Here is a 15013-nt window from a genome sequence, read left to right as displayed (position 1 = left end):
CAAAGGCGCGCGCGGCGTAATACGTCCTCATGCAAGGCGAAGGCGGGCCGCTCTCCTCGGCCGCGCCGATGGAGGATTTCGCATGAAGGACGCGCGGGCATGGATGTGGTCCGACGCGGTCGACGTTCTCACCCGGGCCGACCGCCTGCACCGCCAACTGTTTCAGCTGGCGTCCAGCCAAAGCCGCCGGCCGAATTGGGAGCCGCCGGTCGATCTCGTCGAGACGGAGCGCGAAGTGCTTGCGCTCGCGGCGCTGCCCGGCGTCGATCCGAAAGACATAAGGGTGACGATCGAGAATGGCGCATTGGTGATCGCGGGCGAACGCCTGTTGCCGCCGGAGTTCCGGACGGCCGAAATTCACCGGCTGGAACTGCCGCAGGGGCGCTTCGAACGAACAGTGCCGCTGCCGCCAGGGCGCTATGAAGTCAGGCAGCCTTCGATGCAGAACGGCTGCCTCGCCATCGTGCTACGCAAAATCATCTGATAGAGGATCGCATGGAAAGCTTCGCGCCGACGCGCAAAGGGCGCGCCGTTTTTTCCGCCGACGCCGCCGCCACGGCGGCGCCGGGCTCCGCCGGCGCCGGCGAGACGCTCGATCCGGCGAAGGACGCGCTGATCATCGTGCCGGTTCGCGGCTTCGTGCTGTTTCCGGGCATCGTCATGCCTGTCGTCTTGAACGGCCCCGCCGCGATCGCCGCGGCGCAGGAAGCCGTGCGGCAGCAGCGGTCGGTCGGAATTTTGATGCAGCGCGAGTCCGGCGCGGAGGAGGCAAGTCCGCTCAACATGCATCGCTTCGGCGTCGTCGCCAATATTTTGCGCTACATCACCGCGCAGGATGGCGGCCATCATCTGATCTGCCAGGGCGAGCAGCGCTTCCATGTCGAGGAGTTTTTGCGCGAGCGCCCCTACCTCGCCGCGCGCGTCAAGCGCATCGAGGAGCCGGACGAGCGCTCGCCCGACATCGAAGCGCGCTTCGTTCATCTTCAGGGGCAGGCGTCGGAGGCGCTGCAGCTGCTGCCGCAGACGCCGCCGGAACTGATCGCCGCCGTCAACAGCGCGCCCTCGCCCGGCGCTTTGACCGACCTCGTCGCCGCCTATATGGACGCGAGCCCGGCGCAGAAGCAGGATATTCTTGAGACCATCGATCTGCGGGCGCGCATGGATATGGTGGCCAAGCTGCTCGCCCAGCGCATCGAGGTGCTGCGCCTGTCGCAGGAGATCGGCCGCCAGACCAAGGCGAGCCTCGACGAGCGCCAGCGCGAGATGCTGCTGCGCGAACAGATGGCCTCGATCCAGCGCCAGCTCGGCGAAGGCGACGGCAAGGCGCAGGAGATCGCCGAACTCACCGAAGCGATCGCCAAGGCGAAGATGCCGGCGGAGGTTGAAGAAGCCGCGCGAAAAGAATTGCGCCGGCTTGAGCGCATGCCCGACGCCTCTGCCGAATATGGCATGATCCGCACCTATATCGACTGGCTGATCGAACTGCCATGGAGCCTGCCGGAGGAAGCGCCGATCGACATCGCGGAGGCGCGCCGCATCCTCGACGCCGACCATTTCGGGCTCGACAAGATCAAGCAGCGCATCGTCGAATATCTCGCCGTGCGCAAGCTTGCGCCACAGGGCAAGGCGCCGATCCTTTGCTTCGTCGGGCCGCCCGGCGTCGGCAAGACCTCGCTCGGCCAGTCGATCGCGCGCGCGATGGGCCGCAAATTCGTGCGGGTCAGCCTCGGCGGCGTTCATGACGAGGCCGAGATCCGCGGCCATCGCCGCACCTATGTCGGCGCGCTTCCCGGCAATATCATTCAGGCGATCCGCAAAGCCGGCGCGCGCAATTGCGTCATGATGCTCGACGAGATCGACAAGATGGGCGCAAGCGCCCATGGCGACCCCGGCTCGGCCATGCTCGAAGTCCTCGATCCGGAACAGAATTCAACCTTCCGCGACAATTATCTCGCCGTCCCGTTCGACCTCTCCCGCGTCGTGTTCATCGCCACCGCCAACATGCTCGACACGGTGCCGGGGCCGCTGCGCGACCGCATGGAGATCATCGCCCTCACCGGCTATACAGACCGCGAAAAACTCGAGATCGCGCGCCGCTATCTCGTGCGGCGCCAGCTCGAGGCCAATGGCCTTAAGCCCGACCAGGTCGAAATCGACGACGATGCGCTGATCGAAATCATCCGCGGCTATACGCGGGAGGCCGGCGTGCGCAATCTCGAGCGCGAAATCGGCCGTGTGCTGCGCCATGTCGCCGTGCGCATCGCCGACGGCTCGGCGAGCCATGTGCATGTCTCCCGCGCGGAGCTGACCGAGCTGTTGGGGCAGCAGCGTTTCGAGGACGAGGTCGCGATGCGCCTCAGCGTGCCGGGCGTTGCGACGGGCCTGGCCTGGACTCCCGTCGGCGGCGACATTCTGTTCATCGAAGCGACGCGAGCGCCCGGCCACGGCAAGCTGACCCTGACCGGCCAGCTTGGCGAAGTGATGCGCGAAAGCGTGCAGGCAGCCTTGAGCCTCATCAAGAGCCGCGCCGCAGAGCTCGGCGTTGATCCCGAGTCGTTCGACAAGACCGACATTCATGTGCATGTGCCGGCCGGCGCGACGCCAAAGGACGGCCCGAGCGCCGGCGTCGCCATGTTCATCGCGCTGGTGTCGATCTTGACCGGTAGACTCGTGCGCAACGATACGGCGATGACCGGCGAGATCAGCCTGCGCGGCCTCGTGCTGCCGGTCGGCGGCATCAAGGAGAAGGTCGTCGCCGCGGCCCGCGCGGGTTTAACGCGCGTGCTGCTGCCGGCGCGCAACCGGCGCGACTACGACGAAATCCCGCAGGACACGCGCGAAAAACTTGAATTCGTCTGGCTGGAAAAAGTCGACGACGCGATGGCGGCGGCGTTCGAGGGGATGGCGGCGACTCCCGCGCCGAACTGACCGCCGGCAGGGGACTGCGTCGGCGTCAGTCCTTCGCCGAAACGCGATGCTCCAGCTCCTCGCCCTTCATGAAGTGAACGAGGTTGCGCTCGATGATCGCCGCGAGCCGGCGCGAAGGAAGCGCACCGCCCATCGCGGCGACATGCGGCGTGATGATGACGTTGGCGCGCGCCCATAGCGGATTATCGGACGGCAGCGGCTCTGGATCTGTAACGTCGAGGCCGGCGCCGGCGATGACGCCCCGTTCCAGCGCGTCGAAAAGGGCGTTCGAATCGATGATCTCGCCGCGGGCGATATTCACGACCACGGCGTGAGGCGGCAGCGCAGCGAGTTCCATAGCGCCAATCGTACGGCGCGTGCTCTGCGTCAAAGGCGCAGCAACAATGAGCGCGTCGCTGATTTTTAGCGCTTCGACAAGTCTTTCGTCGGAGAGCATTTCGTCGGCGAGCGGCTCGGGCCTTCCCGCCCGATCGACCGCGATGATGCGCGATCCGAAAGGGCGCAGCCTCGCGGCGATCTGCCGGCCGATCTGGCCAAAACCGAAAATCGTCACCGTAGCCTCGTCGAGCAATCTCATCTGCGAGCCGATCGCCTGATCCCATTCATGTCGGGCGCCGCGCGCAAGGGCGTCGGGCAAGCGGCGAAACAGCGCCAGCAGCAAGGCGAGCGCATGTTCGGCGACGAAGGGCGCATAGGCGTCCCCCGCGTTGGCGACGACGACTCCCTCCGGCGCGCCGAAACGCTCGATCGCGTCAAACCCCACGCTCTTCAATTGAATCCATTTGAGCGGCCCGGCGTTGCGCTTGAGCGCTTCGGCACGGTCGGCGTCATAAACAGTGGGGTCGGTCCACAGCGCATCGGCGTCCGGTAGCTCCCGAATAAATTCCGCGAGGCTGTTGGCCACGACCAACTGGACGTTGTGGCGGGCTGCGACAGCCTGCAATTCGTCCTGAAAGGGTTTCCCCTCAAGGATCATTTTCATCGATAGCTCCTTGCTCCGAAGATGTGGCCTCGCGCGGCGCCGGCTCGCCCTTACAGCAGCGGATCGAGCGTGCGGGCGAATCCCTCAATCGCGTCGCGGAAGGCCGAGACCGGCGCGACGCCTTTTCTCGTCTCGTCGCCCAGCATCTCGATCCAGGTGGCGACCGCCAGCACCTCCGCGCGGCCATAGACGACAGCGTTCGCCTCGAAATTCAAAAACAGGCTGCGCGGATCGATATTGACCGAGCCGACCATGGCGAGCCCGTCGTCGACGACCAGAATCTTGGCGTGCACCATGCCGCCGACAAAGCGGATGACGCTGACGCCCGCCGCCGCCGCATCTCGCAGCGGCTGGCCGCGCGCCAGATCGGCGATGAAATGGTTCGACGGGTCCGGCACGTAGATCCGGACGTCGACGCCTCGATGCGCGGCGAGCGCGAGCGCGCCGGCCAGACCGTCTGGCGGGATGAAATAGGGGGTGACGATCCACAGCCGCCAGCGCGCGGAGAAAGCGGCGGAGACGATCGCCGCATAGACCGGATCGCCCGGCACGTCAGGGCCCGAGGCCGCGATCTGCACCACCGCCTCGCCCGCGGCGGCGGCGGGATGGGGCGGCGGATCGACGGCGCGGCCGGTGACAAAGCGCCAGTCGGCGGCGAAAATCGACGCATAGTCGCGCACGGCCGGCCCCTCGATCAGAAAGGAGAGATCGCGCCAGCGCTTCGGGTCGGGCTCCGGCCCCATATAGGCCGTCGCCACATTCGCCCCTCCCGCGATCGCGCGAGAATCGTCGGCGATAAGCATCTTGCGATGATTGCGCAGATTGGTGCGCGTGAAGGTCTTCAAACCGACAGGCAGAAAAAACACCGCCTCGCCGCCGGCGCGCAGGAGCGGATCGAGCGCCCGCTTCGAGGTCGAGAAGGAGCCAAAGCCGTCGAGCAGCAGCTTCACCTCGACGCCGCAGCGCGCGCGCTGCGCGAGCGCCTCGATGACGGCTGTCCCGACCCTGTCAGTGTGGAGGATGAAGCTCGCCATATGGACGCGCCGATTGGCGCTCTCGATCACCTCGATGAAATTTCGATAGATTTCGACGCCGTCGGCGCAGAGCGCGAATTTGTTGCCCCCCCGTGCCGGCGGAAGTCCGTAGCTCTGCAGCAGAAGGTTCGCTCCAGCCTCGCCCGGCGGAAGCCTGACGGCGGGCGCGGCAGTCGCGAGCGGCGGCTTCAGCATCAGAGCGGCGCCGAGCTTGCGGCCGCCGAACAGGAGATAGGCCGGAATGCCGACCCAGGGAATCAGCAGGACGGCCATCAGCCAGGCGGTGGTGCTCGCCGCCGAGCGCCGCTGCCGCGCCAGCTTCGGCACGATGACGATGGTCATGACGACCCCGACGATCATCGCCAGATGCGACGCGATTACTGAACCAAGCATGCGACCCGCCAAACCCGAACTTTGCGCCTTTGACCACGGACGCCCGCTTGCCCGCAAGAGCGCCGGTCGCGGCCGCCCGCCTGACGCGCTGCGATTGTCGAGGGATTCGGGCCGGCGCGGAAGGGCGCCGGCAGTGAAATTCGCTGTTTTCTCGCGATCCGCGGGATGGCGCGAGAGGACAGCCTAGGGCCGGCCCGTTATCGGACGATTAACCATGGGGCGGCTAGATTTCATCGGTTTGCGGCCTCCGGTTGTCCGCATTGCCGCCGCAAAGATGAACCAAGTTTTCGATTGGCGGGCGCAGCGGCGCGGGATGGAAAAGCGGCGGGTTATCGGATGCAATCGCGCCTCGGAACGAAGTACCTTGCGGCTCTGAGCGCGCCGCCGCTCGGCGCCCTCCCCGCCGCTGTTCGGGTCTTGCTCCTATTGGCTGCGCTACTTTTTGCCGCCCCGCCCGCCGGGGCGTCCCCCAAGAGCGAACAGCCCATTCCGGCCGCGACCCTCGCGCTGATGGAGGCGCGCGACACAACGCCGGATGCGCCAATCCTGATGCGGGCCTTCAAGAAAGAATCGGAGATCGAGGTCTGGAAGCGCAATCGCAGCGGGCGCTATGTATTCTTAAAGAGCTTTCCGATCTGCCGCTGGTCGGGCAAGCTCGGCCCGAAGGTCGCCCAGGGCGACCGCCAGTCGCCCGAAGGGTTTTATTCGGTCGGACCGCGGCAGATGAATCCCAATTCGGCCTATTATCTATCCTTCGATACGGGCTTTCCCAACGCCTATGACAAGGCGCATGGCGCCTCTGGATCGGCGCTGATGGTGCATGGCACCTGCTCTTCGGCCGGTTGCTACGCCATGACCGACAAGGGCGTCGCCGAGATTTTCGCTCTCGCGCGCGAGGCGCTGCGCGGCGGACAGAACGCCTTCCAGTTCCAGGCCTATCCGTTCAAAATGACGGCGCAGAACTTGGCGCGCTATCGCGCCGATCCCAACATCGGCTTCTGGCGCCAGTTGAAGGAGGGTTTTGACCGTTTCGAGGCGACGGGCGAAGAGCTCGGCGTCGGCGTCGTCAACGGCCGCTATGTCTTCGCGCCCTCAAGCGATCCGGCGAATGAGGCGCTCGCCCTCGATCGCCGCACGCGCGAACAGGAGCGGATCGCCTCCTATATCGGCCTCGGCAGCGCCGCGGTCCGCACCGTCTATTCCGACGGAGGACAGAATCCTTATTTCACGGCGCTGCTGCGCAAAGGCGCCGATCTGGGCATGGTCAGCCGTCCGGAAACGCTGGCCTATGCCGGAATCGACGAGGTTTTGACGCCCGCCCGGGGCCTTTGCGCCCGCAAGGGCGGCTGCCCGGATATGGTGCTGCGCGGTCAGGCCGCGTCAAAATCGGCGGACGCGCAAAAACCGGCAAGCCCGCCGCCGGAGGCTCGAATCGTTTTCTCGGCAGGGCGCGTGATCGCGATCCGCACGACGGAGCCGATCACTTTGATGCCGATGCTTCTATCCTACAAATTATCGCTGCCGATGCCGCCGCAAACAATTATCGCGGGAGCGATGCCGATTTTACCCGACGCGTGGTTTTAGCGGGAGAAGAAAACGCAGCGGCTCGGTTTTCCGCCTGCATTGCCGCGCCAGTTTTTTAGAATCGACGGCATTTTTGATTTTGAACTCGATTCATTCCGAAGAGCGTTGCAACAAAGCGAGAGAGACTGTTCGCGATCGTTACGACATTGATTTATGACTTGCCGCCACCTTCGTTATTGCTTCCAGTCTTCTCGCTCCTGATAGGAAGACAGCGAGATGCTTCTCGGTGAAAGCCAGTTCGTATCGATGTGACTCATCTTCGATATCGAGCATGAATTGGCCCCACGCATCGATGAAGTCTTCGAATGTCAGCCCCAGAGGCGCATTAAACTTGGCGATCAGCACAATCCGGGCGCCCGGAGGAATGGGCGAGCTGGCCGCCCCTGCCCAGGAGGCGGAAACCAGCTTCGACGAGGCTGACGCAACAGGATCGCCGACGACGGGCCGCGTTTCTATTTCGAGGGGAAGGGAAGTTTCCGTGAGCGCCGATGTGATGATCGCGCATTTGATCTGCACATGCTTTGCGGACGCGTTGACCCCATAGAAAGTCAAGGACCGAACATGGCTGCCGCCCTCCACGTTCATGGTCAATTTATCTGGGAACAGGGTCAGCGGCTTCTCGCCATCGGCGCGAAGGGGGCCGCTTCGACGATAGTATAGATACGATCCGACGCCGATCGATCCCGCCAGGATCGCTAGATAGATCAAGCCGCTCCCAGCATCGGAAAACAATAAATGCCAGATTTGCACGGAGATAGACCCATTCTAAAGATTGGCGCACGGCCTAGACTATCACGACGAAAGGTGAATGCATCGTTTTAGCTTCTGCTGGCCGTCTTGCTTTCCAGCGAGGCGCCACCGCGGATTGTTGCTGAACGATGGGGACAGATTTGAGTTGCAGAACAGATCGCAGGCGACGCCCCCCGCATTCATTGAGCTTCGTGTGAACATAAGTCGACAAAACGGCGGATCAGTGGCCTTCGCATGAGGTTATTATATAGCGCTTAGCTGGTATTGACAATAAATGCTTGCCATAGATGAAAATTACAACCTTGTGTAGCTACTCCTGATGGCGCTCCCTTTTGCGCGTCACTCCGATTTGATCGGAAGCTCACCCCCTGCCAATCGCGCGCGTGAGTTCGTTCCGCTGGAATATTGTGATCCAGATTGAATCAAGCGGCGGGATGTAGCGCCGGCAAAGCTGCGCCCTTCCCGCGCCGCCAGAGATCTACTAAACCCCTTACGGACAAGGCGCTCCAAGCTTTTCAAGACCCCGCTTTCGATACAGCTCCGGAGTAAGCGACGAATTATTCTAACTATTGAATGTCCATATTCGTCAATATTGCAGCAGACCTATGTCTATATAATTTCCTGTTGCTTATTTTAGCGTTTTGATTAACTATAGAAAAGTCAACACGAGAACATATATTATTGCGGGAGATTTTCAACCTCCCCACAGGAGACGATTATTGACAAGGCCCGCAGCGATGACAGTTCCTCCATTTATCTTGAGGAAACTCTCCATAAAGATGGATCGACTACAGTATCTTTATGATGCAGGCCTGATCGCTCCAGGATCAGCCGAATGTCTCGACTTATTTGCGCTCAAGGAACTGCAAACGCAGCTTCTGGAGACCGCTGACTTCGTCAAGTCATGGGGTTCGCGGACGTTCGTTTCGGCAAATGAAACGCATCACTAGCCAGATCGCGATGATTTTGAATTGACTCAATCCAGATTGTAAAACGCAATTAATTCAAACTATTTCGGACGCTGGGCCGACTTGAGGTTCCCGCTCTTAGCCGACCGGCATGCAGAAGCTGAAGCGCGTTTCTGTAGCCGACGAGGCGCCCGTCTGCCCTCGCAGCGGATCCGGCGCCATCAGCGTCAGATCGACGCAGGGCGTCTGTGCAAAAGCCAAGTCCGCCGCTGGCCGCCGGTCTCCTCCGGCGGTGGCCCTCACTGGACGGCGCGGCAAAACGTCACCCGGCGCCGGCATGAGGGGCGTCCTCTTCGGTGCGGATGGCGTCCGTCGTTCGCGGACCGGTTTCCATCATCCCATCGGTCCTCTCGATCCAGATTTTGATCGGGCCAGGCTCAATCAGCCCGAACGGCGTCGCGAAAGCGACTTCGGCGGCGTCGCGGCCGATGCCGATGCGCACGAGGCCGTCGAGCGCGGCTTGCCTTGTGCCGTCGAACAGCCACCAGTGGCCATCGAGATAGGCCTCGAACACGGCGTGGAAATCGGACGGCGAAAGACCGTAAGCGTAACAGGTCACGTAGCGCGCGGGAATGCCAAGGGCCCGGCAAAACGAGATGCCAAGATGGGCGAAATCGCGGCAGACGCCAGCGCGCTGGATGAGCACTTCGGTCGCCGTCGTTTTGGCGTCGCTGCTGCCGCGACGATATTCAATGTTGTTGTAGATCCAGCCGCAGATCATCTCGACGCGGAGGTGGCCATGCGGAAAGGCGCCGAATTCCCGCATCGCAAAGGTCGCCAGTTCATCGGACGGCACAAAGCGGCTTGGCAGCAGATAGGGCAGAATGTCGAGGGGCAGATTCTTGACCGGCATTTCATGCACGCCTGCCGGGTCGACGCGGCAGATGTCGAGTTCGACCTCGGCCGAATAGGACAGATGAAGATCGCCGACGGGCGCGACGATCTGCGTATAGCGATTCCTGAGATCCGGGACTTGATAAGTCCGGTACGGAAGAGGCGGGTTGAACAGCAGCTGATCCTTGAGATTCAGATGCCGCTGCAGAAAAGCGACCTCGACGTTGAAGATAAACACCGTCTCCGCGAGGACCTTATAGGCCAGCTCGCATCCGAGCCTCAGCTTCATTCGTCTCTCCCCCTCCTGGCAATCGCAGGGCCGCCGGCGTGAACGCCGAACCGAAATGGCAACGCCTACGGTCGCATTTCGATGCAAAGATTTTTAGAAGGATGAAGGCTGACGGTTCCGACGCGCGCCAAACGGGGCCTCACGGCTGGCGCTGACTCATCAGATAGGCGACGATGTCGGCGATCTCGTCCGTGGTCAGACTCATATTTGGCATTCTTGGGTGCGGATCGGCAAGGAACGCCTTGAGTGAGTTCGGCGAAGTCGTCCGCGCGGCGATCGAGGCGAAGCTTGGCGCCTCCGTGTTCGACGTCGTCTGGTCGGGCGCGGTCACATGGCAGGTCGCGCACCAGCGCTTGGCGATGATCTCGCCCTTCGCCGCATCCGCCGCAAAGGCCGGAGGAATCGGCGCGCCGCAGACCGCCATCAGGAGTGCAAAGCCGGCGACAGCGCTGCGCCCAAGGCGCGATGGCGGCATAGAAACGAGCATTGAGATTTCCTCCAATTAGCGGCTTTGAGATTTACGGCGAAGGACGATAGGCGGCTCGGACCGGCGTAAGCTTGAGCGCGATCAAGGCAATCGCGGTTTAAGCTGTGGCCAGCCTTGCGCCCGGTGAAATCGCGCCTTCGGCCGCAACACCAAAGAAGGCCGCGACGCCCTCGCTTATATCCTAACTTTTCGCGGAGGCCATTTCGGCATCTTGGCGGACCTTCATGAGGATTGATCGGCGCCGGGACGACGCCGGATCGTCATGCCCCGGCGAATCGGGCGGATCTATTGACGCCTAATACCGCGTTCGATAGGTTTTTGCGGTGAAGACCCTCTCAACGCGCCCGTCGCAACGATCTTCCGCATCGCTTTTGGCGGATCGCCGCAGCTTTTTGGGAGGGCTCGCCTGCGCAAGCGCTTGCGCCTCGGCCGCTTTCGCCGCCGGTTCGGTCGGCCTCGTTGAAACTTCCGTCGGCGAGGCCAATGCGCAGATTCGCGGCGCAACGCGTCCGCTCACAGCCGGCGCCGATATTTTTGTCGGCGATCTTGTCAGCACCAGCGCGACGGCGCGGCTCGTCATGCTGCTCGGCAGCGCGACGCGCGTGCGTCTCGGCTCAAATACGCGGCTGCGCGTCGACAAGTTTCTCGCCAATGCCGGCGGCGAACTGACCTTCGATTCCGGGCCGGTGGTCGTCGACCATGATGAAAAAGCGGGCCCGATCGACCTGCGCCTGCGCTCTCCATTCGGCCTTATCGCCGTGCGCGGAACGCGATTTTTCGCGGGGCCGAGCAATGGGACATTCGGCGTCTTCGTCGAGCGCGGAATCGTCGATTTTACCGCGGGCGGCGTGACGCTGCGGCTGACCGCCGGCGAAGGAACCGACGTCAAGCGGCCCGGCGACAAGCCTTCGGCGATGCGGCGCTGGCCTTTCGAACGCGCCAATGACGCGATGCTCAGCACTTACTAGGCGCCGGCTCAAACACCTCGATCTCTTCGCTGCGGCCGCGAATCTTCAGCCGGCCGATCGAACGCACGGTTCCGGGCGCGAGCCGCGCGGCGGCGATCGGACCGATACAGATCGTCGTTCCGAGCTCCTTATTCGCCGCTTCAAGCCGGGCCGCCGTGTTGATCGCCATTCCATGCGCCGTATAGTCAAGTTTACGCTTGCCGCCGACGTCGCCAATGATCACGGGACCCGTCTCAAGCCCGATCCGCGTGCGGCCAAGACCGAGCGCTCGCGCCTCCGGGCGGATCCGAAACGCCGCGCAGGCTTTGCTGAGCGCGACCGCGCATGCGACGGCCCGCTGCGGATGATCGGGCAGATCGAGCGGCGCATTGAATAGCGCGTGTATCGCGTCGCCGACGATCTTGTCGACCATGCCGCCATGTTCGACGATGATGTCGGCGAGCATCTGGAAATAGGCGTCGAGAAGGGCGATCAGATCGCGCGGCGCCGCTCGCTCCGACATGGCCGTAAAGCCCTCGATGTCGGTGAAAATCGCCGTCACTTCGCGCGTTTCGCCCTCAAGGCGCAAGGCGTCGGGGCTGGCGACGATGCGCGCGACGATGGCGGGGGCGAGATGCTGTTCAAATCGGCCGCGCAGGCGCCGTTCGCGGCGCTCCGTTCGGATGGCGCCGGCCAGAGCGGAAACTGTAAAGAGCAGCGCCGCCAAGGCCGGCGGACCCGCCGGATCCATCGCCAGATTCCCCCAGTGCAGGAGCGCTGCGGCGAGGCCGATCCAGCATGCGAGCAATCCAGCGACCACGGCGAGCCCGCGCATCGGCCGGAGCCAGGCTCCGGCGGCGATCGCAAGCAGCCCGAGCAATGCCGCGCCGGTCGTCTCGATCGGCGCGAGAATGGAGGGCCTCGTCGCAATCGCTCCCGACATCAGCGTCGTGATTGCGTCGGCCTCGATCTGCACGGCCGGCGCGGCTTCGGCCTCGGCGGTGCGGCGGAGAATACCGACTTCCGGCGCGCTGCTGCCGACAAGAACGATCGCGTTTCGAATCCGCTCGGCGTCAAAGCGCCGATCCAGAATATCGACGGCCGACAGCGTGCGCCGCTTCCAGACCTCCGGCGGCGATGCGCGAAAGCGCAGGCTGGCGTCCGGCCCCAGCGCGACGGCGCGATCGCCTATCTGCAGGCGCATCGGCGCAGCTTCGATGATCAATGTCGACGCTTCGCGCACGACCCGCGTGGCCTCGACGGCGAAGCCGGGCGCGAGCGAGCCGCCGGCGAGCGCCAGCAGTGGCGTGCGGCGCGCGACGCCGTCTGGATCATTTTCGAAGACGATGAGCCCGACGCCGGCGGCGGCGGCGGCCAGCGCCGGCATCGGACCGATCATCGCCGTGGCGCGCCAGATGTCCGGCAGACGCGGCGCGCCGCGCGCCAGAACGGGCGCCCCGCCCCGGTAGGGCGCTCCCGGCTCCTGCGACAAGACAGCGCCCAGCACGGAGGGCGCAAGCGTAAGCGCCCGCTCGAGTTCGGCGTCGCCATCGTCGAGCTCGCGCGCGATCGCGGCAAGGTCGGCGCGGCCTGTCTCAGCGGCGAGACGCCGGGCGACGGCCGCCGGCGATAACCTGTCCTCGCCGTCCAGCAGCATGTCGAGCCCAATGACGGTCGGCCCGGCGCCGGACAGCGCGTCGACAAGGCGGGCAAGCAGCGCGCGGCTCCATGGCCAGGGGCCGTATCGGCGCAACGCGTCGCTGTCGATGTCGATGACCACAAGGGGTTGACCCGGCGTCGCATCCGAAAAGGGCAGCTCCAGATCAAGCGCGTTTTCGCGCAGGACGCTCCGGACGCCGCCGACGTCGATCGCCCAAAGCGCCCCGACGGCGAGGAGGACGACGGCGCCGGCGATCTGCGCGGCGGAGGCGAACGACATGCGCTTCATGTCTGCTGAATAGCATCGCCGATTGGGCGCGTCGGAATTTTATGACGCCGACGCGAGCGCGCCAGGCCAACGCAAACAGATAAAGCCCGGCGATTAGTTCGATTTGAGAGCGCGCGAACAGCAGAGAATGGTGAATTTTCAGACCTGTTCCCGGGGGAACAGCGGCGCGGACCAGGGCGAGGGATGATCAGGGCCTCGATACCCAACACTGGAGACCTGATATGAAAACCCTTGGATTTGCCGCCGCCGCGGCGCTTGCATTGCTCACTCCTGCCGTCGCCGCCCCGGCGTCGCAGACAATCACCTTCACCATGGAGCCCTCGCCGGGCGCCGCGACCTGCCTGAAAAATGCGCGCGCCACCGTCATCGACCACAGCTTTGGCGATTTCGAAAATCTTGAAGTTCTCGTTCGCGGCCTGCCGCCGAACACGGATTTCGACCTGTTCACAATTCAGGTCCCGAACGCGCCATTCGGATTAGCCTGGTATGTCGGCGACATCGTCACCGACGACAAAGGCGTCGGCGTCGGCAATTTCGTCGGTCGCTTCAATGTCGAGACCTTCATTGTCTCGCCCGGGGCCGTGACGCCGCCGCCGCAGGTGCATTTGACGCCTCCCTTCCCCGACGCGACGGTGGGAGTCAAGACCGCGCCGATCCACACCTATCATCTCGGCCTGTGGTTCAATTCGCCGCAAGACGCCAAAAAGGCCAATTGCTCCGACGCCGTCACTCCGTTCAACGGCGTCCACAAGGCTGGGATTCAGGTTCTGAACACAGACGCCTTCCCGGTCGCCAAGGGCCCCTTGTTCCAACTCAAATAAAGGCGGCGACAGCGGCCGGAGCGTCTTTGCGTCCGGCCGCTTGCCATTGTTCAAGAAGCAATTGTCGCCAGAGCTTCGGCGCGATGCAGAGGCTCTAGCGAGTGATGAAGGTTTTGCTATAATTTCCGCCTTCCACCGTCCTGCGATCCGCGTGACGGCAAGGGTCGAGGCGCCCGTCTCAGTTTGAGAGCCATCATGGTTCCGCCGCCTCCACCCGACACGGCGCGTTTTTCCCTGTTCGGTCTTCTCGACGCCGCCGACAGCGCCGCGCTCGCGCCCTTGCTGCGCCGACGGCGCTTTGACGCCGGGCGGCTCGTTTTTCAACGCAACGACCCGGCGGACGAAGTGTTGCTGGTGACCGCTGGCCAGCTGCGCATTTCGGTCTGTTCGGTCGAAGGACGCGAGCTTGCATTCCGGATCGCCGTCCCCGGCGACACGATCGGCGAGATCGGCGTCCTCGACAATCGCCGCCGCAGCGCCGACGTGACCGCTCTTTGCGCTTCGGAAGCCTTCGCGCTCGGCCGCGCCGACTTGAACCAATTGTTGATAAGCCGCCCCCCGATGGCGATGGGCGTTATCCAGTTTCTCTGCGGGCGCCTGCGCGACACAAGCGAGCAATTGGAGACGCTGGCCTTGCAACGGGTCGAGGCGCGGCTGGCGCGGCTTCTCCTGCGTCTCTTGACCGCCGGCGGACCGGTTTGCGGCGAAATGCAGCTGACGCTGCAGATCACGCAGTCCGAGATCGGCGGATTGATCGGCGCCAGCCGGCCGAAAGTGAACGTCGCCTTTGGCGTTCTTGAGGAGCATGGCGCGATCCGGCGGTGCGGCAAGACGCTTGTCTGCCGTCTGCAAGTTTTGAGCAGAATCGCGGAAACCGCCGACGCCTGAAACTCCGAGTCACCCGATCAAAGTGGATTCGACAGTCGATTTTGCGGGGTCGAACGCTCCGTTCGGCCATAGCTCGCAAAAGGCTCGGCCGCCGGCTCCCGGTTGATCGGGCCGGCTCATCATCTAAAATGGCGGCCGGCCTGCCGATTCAGGATCTGAT

General features: G+C 63.8%; 12 protein-coding genes. 6 read left to right on the top strand and 6 right to left on the bottom strand.

The genetic code is table 11. The features are described 5' to 3' along the window. Nucleotides 1–82: 82 nt before the first annotated feature. Complete coding sequence (locus tag MSIL_RS16155) at nt 83–484, top strand: Hsp20/alpha crystallin family protein (protein ID WP_012592150.1); 402 nt, start codon at nt 83–85, stop codon at nt 482–484. 11 nt (nt 485–495) lie between these two features. Beyond that, entirely contained in the window at nt 496–2928 is a 2433-nt protein-coding gene (gene lon / locus MSIL_RS16150; RefSeq protein ID WP_012592149.1) for an endopeptidase La, read from the top strand. Nucleotides 2929–2953: 25 nt separating this feature from the next. Here lon and MSIL_RS16145 read toward each other — a convergent pair whose 3' ends face one another. Beyond that, nucleotides 2954–3910, bottom strand: coding sequence for a D-2-hydroxyacid dehydrogenase (locus MSIL_RS16145; RefSeq protein WP_012592148.1), 957 nt, complete (start codon nt 3908–3910; stop codon nt 2954–2956). Nucleotides 3911–3960: 50 nt separating this feature from the next. Then, entirely contained in the window at nt 3961–5337 is a 1377-nt protein-coding gene (locus MSIL_RS16140; RefSeq protein ID WP_012592147.1) for a phospholipase D-like domain-containing protein, read from the bottom strand. A 336-nt stretch (nt 5338–5673) separates the two neighbouring features. On the opposite strand from MSIL_RS16140, the gene MSIL_RS16135 reads away from it, so the two are divergent. Next, nucleotides 5674–6921 (top strand): L,D-transpeptidase family protein, encoded by a 1248-nt coding sequence (locus MSIL_RS16135; protein WP_012592146.1) that lies wholly within the window; start codon nt 5674–5676, stop codon nt 6919–6921. Nucleotides 6922–7059: 138 nt separating this feature from the next. Here MSIL_RS16135 and MSIL_RS16130 read toward each other — a convergent pair whose 3' ends face one another. The 3 genes from MSIL_RS16130 to MSIL_RS16120 all read right to left on the bottom strand — a co-directional run bounded on the left by MSIL_RS16130 (nt 7060) and on the right by MSIL_RS16120 (nt 10249). After that, nucleotides 7060–7629, bottom strand: coding sequence for a hypothetical protein (locus tag MSIL_RS16130; RefSeq protein ID WP_012592145.1), 570 nt, complete (start codon nt 7627–7629; stop codon nt 7060–7062). Between the two features lie 1272 nt (nt 7630–8901). Next, a complete protein-coding gene (locus tag MSIL_RS16125) occupies nt 8902–9762 on the bottom strand; it encodes a transglutaminase-like domain-containing protein (RefSeq protein ID WP_012592143.1) in 861 nt (286 codons plus the stop codon). A gap of 139 nt (nt 9763–9901) precedes the next feature. Beyond that, complete coding sequence (locus tag MSIL_RS16120; protein WP_012592142.1) at nt 9902–10249, bottom strand: c-type cytochrome; 348 nt, start codon at nt 10247–10249, stop codon at nt 9902–9904. A 371-nt stretch (nt 10250–10620) separates the two neighbouring features. Between MSIL_RS16120 and MSIL_RS20335 the strand changes: the two genes are divergently transcribed. Next, the gene (locus MSIL_RS20335) at nt 10621–11217 is read left to right on the top strand and encodes a FecR family protein (protein WP_049768194.1); all 597 of its coding nucleotides are present in this window, start codon (nt 10621–10623) and stop codon (nt 11215–11217) included. Here MSIL_RS20335 and MSIL_RS16110 read toward each other — a convergent pair. Continuing rightward, the gene (locus MSIL_RS16110; protein WP_012592140.1) at nt 11204–13135 is read right to left on the bottom strand and encodes a CHASE2 domain-containing protein; all 1932 of its coding nucleotides are present in this window, start codon (nt 13133–13135) and stop codon (nt 11204–11206) included. The genes MSIL_RS20335 and MSIL_RS16110 overlap by 14 nt on opposite strands. A 230-nt stretch (nt 13136–13365) precedes the next feature. On the opposite strand from MSIL_RS16110, the gene MSIL_RS16105 reads away from it, so the two are divergent. Together MSIL_RS16105 and MSIL_RS16100 are read left to right on the top strand one after the other, a co-directional pair. Beyond that, a complete protein-coding gene (locus MSIL_RS16105; protein WP_012592139.1) occupies nt 13366–13965 on the top strand; it encodes a hypothetical protein in 600 nt (199 codons plus the stop codon). Nucleotides 13966–14160: 195 nt separating this feature from the next. Continuing rightward, nucleotides 14161–14853 (top strand): Crp/Fnr family transcriptional regulator, encoded by a 693-nt coding sequence (locus MSIL_RS16100; RefSeq protein WP_012592138.1) that lies wholly within the window; start codon nt 14161–14163, stop codon nt 14851–14853. Nucleotides 14854–15013: the final 160 nt, after the last annotated feature.

Source organism: Methylocella silvestris BL2, assembly GCF_000021745.1.
Taxonomy (GTDB): Bacteria; Pseudomonadota; Alphaproteobacteria; order Rhizobiales; family Beijerinckiaceae; genus Methylocapsa; species Methylocapsa silvestris.
Note: the sequence above shows the minus strand (reverse complement) of the source record. Positions and strands in the feature narration are given on the sequence as shown.

Bases quoted from the DNA above. Each gene is read 5' to 3' on its own strand.
- MSIL_RS16105 (WP_012592139.1), top strand. From the start codon at position 13,366: ATGAAAACCCTTGGATTTGCCGCCGCCGCGGCGCTTGCATTGCTCACT.
- MSIL_RS16140 (WP_012592147.1), bottom strand. From the start codon at position 5,337: ATGCTTGGTTCAGTAATCGCGTCGCATCTGGCGATGATCGTCGGGGTC.
- MSIL_RS16145 (WP_012592148.1), bottom strand. From the start codon at position 3,910: ATGAAAATGATCCTTGAGGGGAAACCCTTTCAGGACGAATTGCAGGCT.
- MSIL_RS16120 (WP_012592142.1), bottom strand. From the start codon at position 10,249: ATGCTCGTTTCTATGCCGCCATCGCGCCTTGGGCGCAGCGCTGTCGCC.
- MSIL_RS16110 (WP_012592140.1), bottom strand. From the start codon at position 13,135: ATGTCGTTCGCCTCCGCCGCGCAGATCGCCGGCGCCGTCGTCCTCCTC.
- MSIL_RS16135 (WP_012592146.1), top strand. From the start codon at position 5,674: ATGCAATCGCGCCTCGGAACGAAGTACCTTGCGGCTCTGAGCGCGCCG.
- lon (WP_012592149.1), top strand. From the start codon at position 496: ATGGAAAGCTTCGCGCCGACGCGCAAAGGGCGCGCCGTTTTTTCCGCC.
- MSIL_RS16155 (WP_012592150.1), top strand. From the start codon at position 83: ATGAAGGACGCGCGGGCATGGATGTGGTCCGACGCGGTCGACGTTCTC.
- MSIL_RS16125 (WP_012592143.1), bottom strand. From the start codon at position 9,762: ATGAAGCTGAGGCTCGGATGCGAGCTGGCCTATAAGGTCCTCGCGGAG.
- MSIL_RS16100 (WP_012592138.1), top strand. From the start codon at position 14,161: ATGGTTCCGCCGCCTCCACCCGACACGGCGCGTTTTTCCCTGTTCGGT.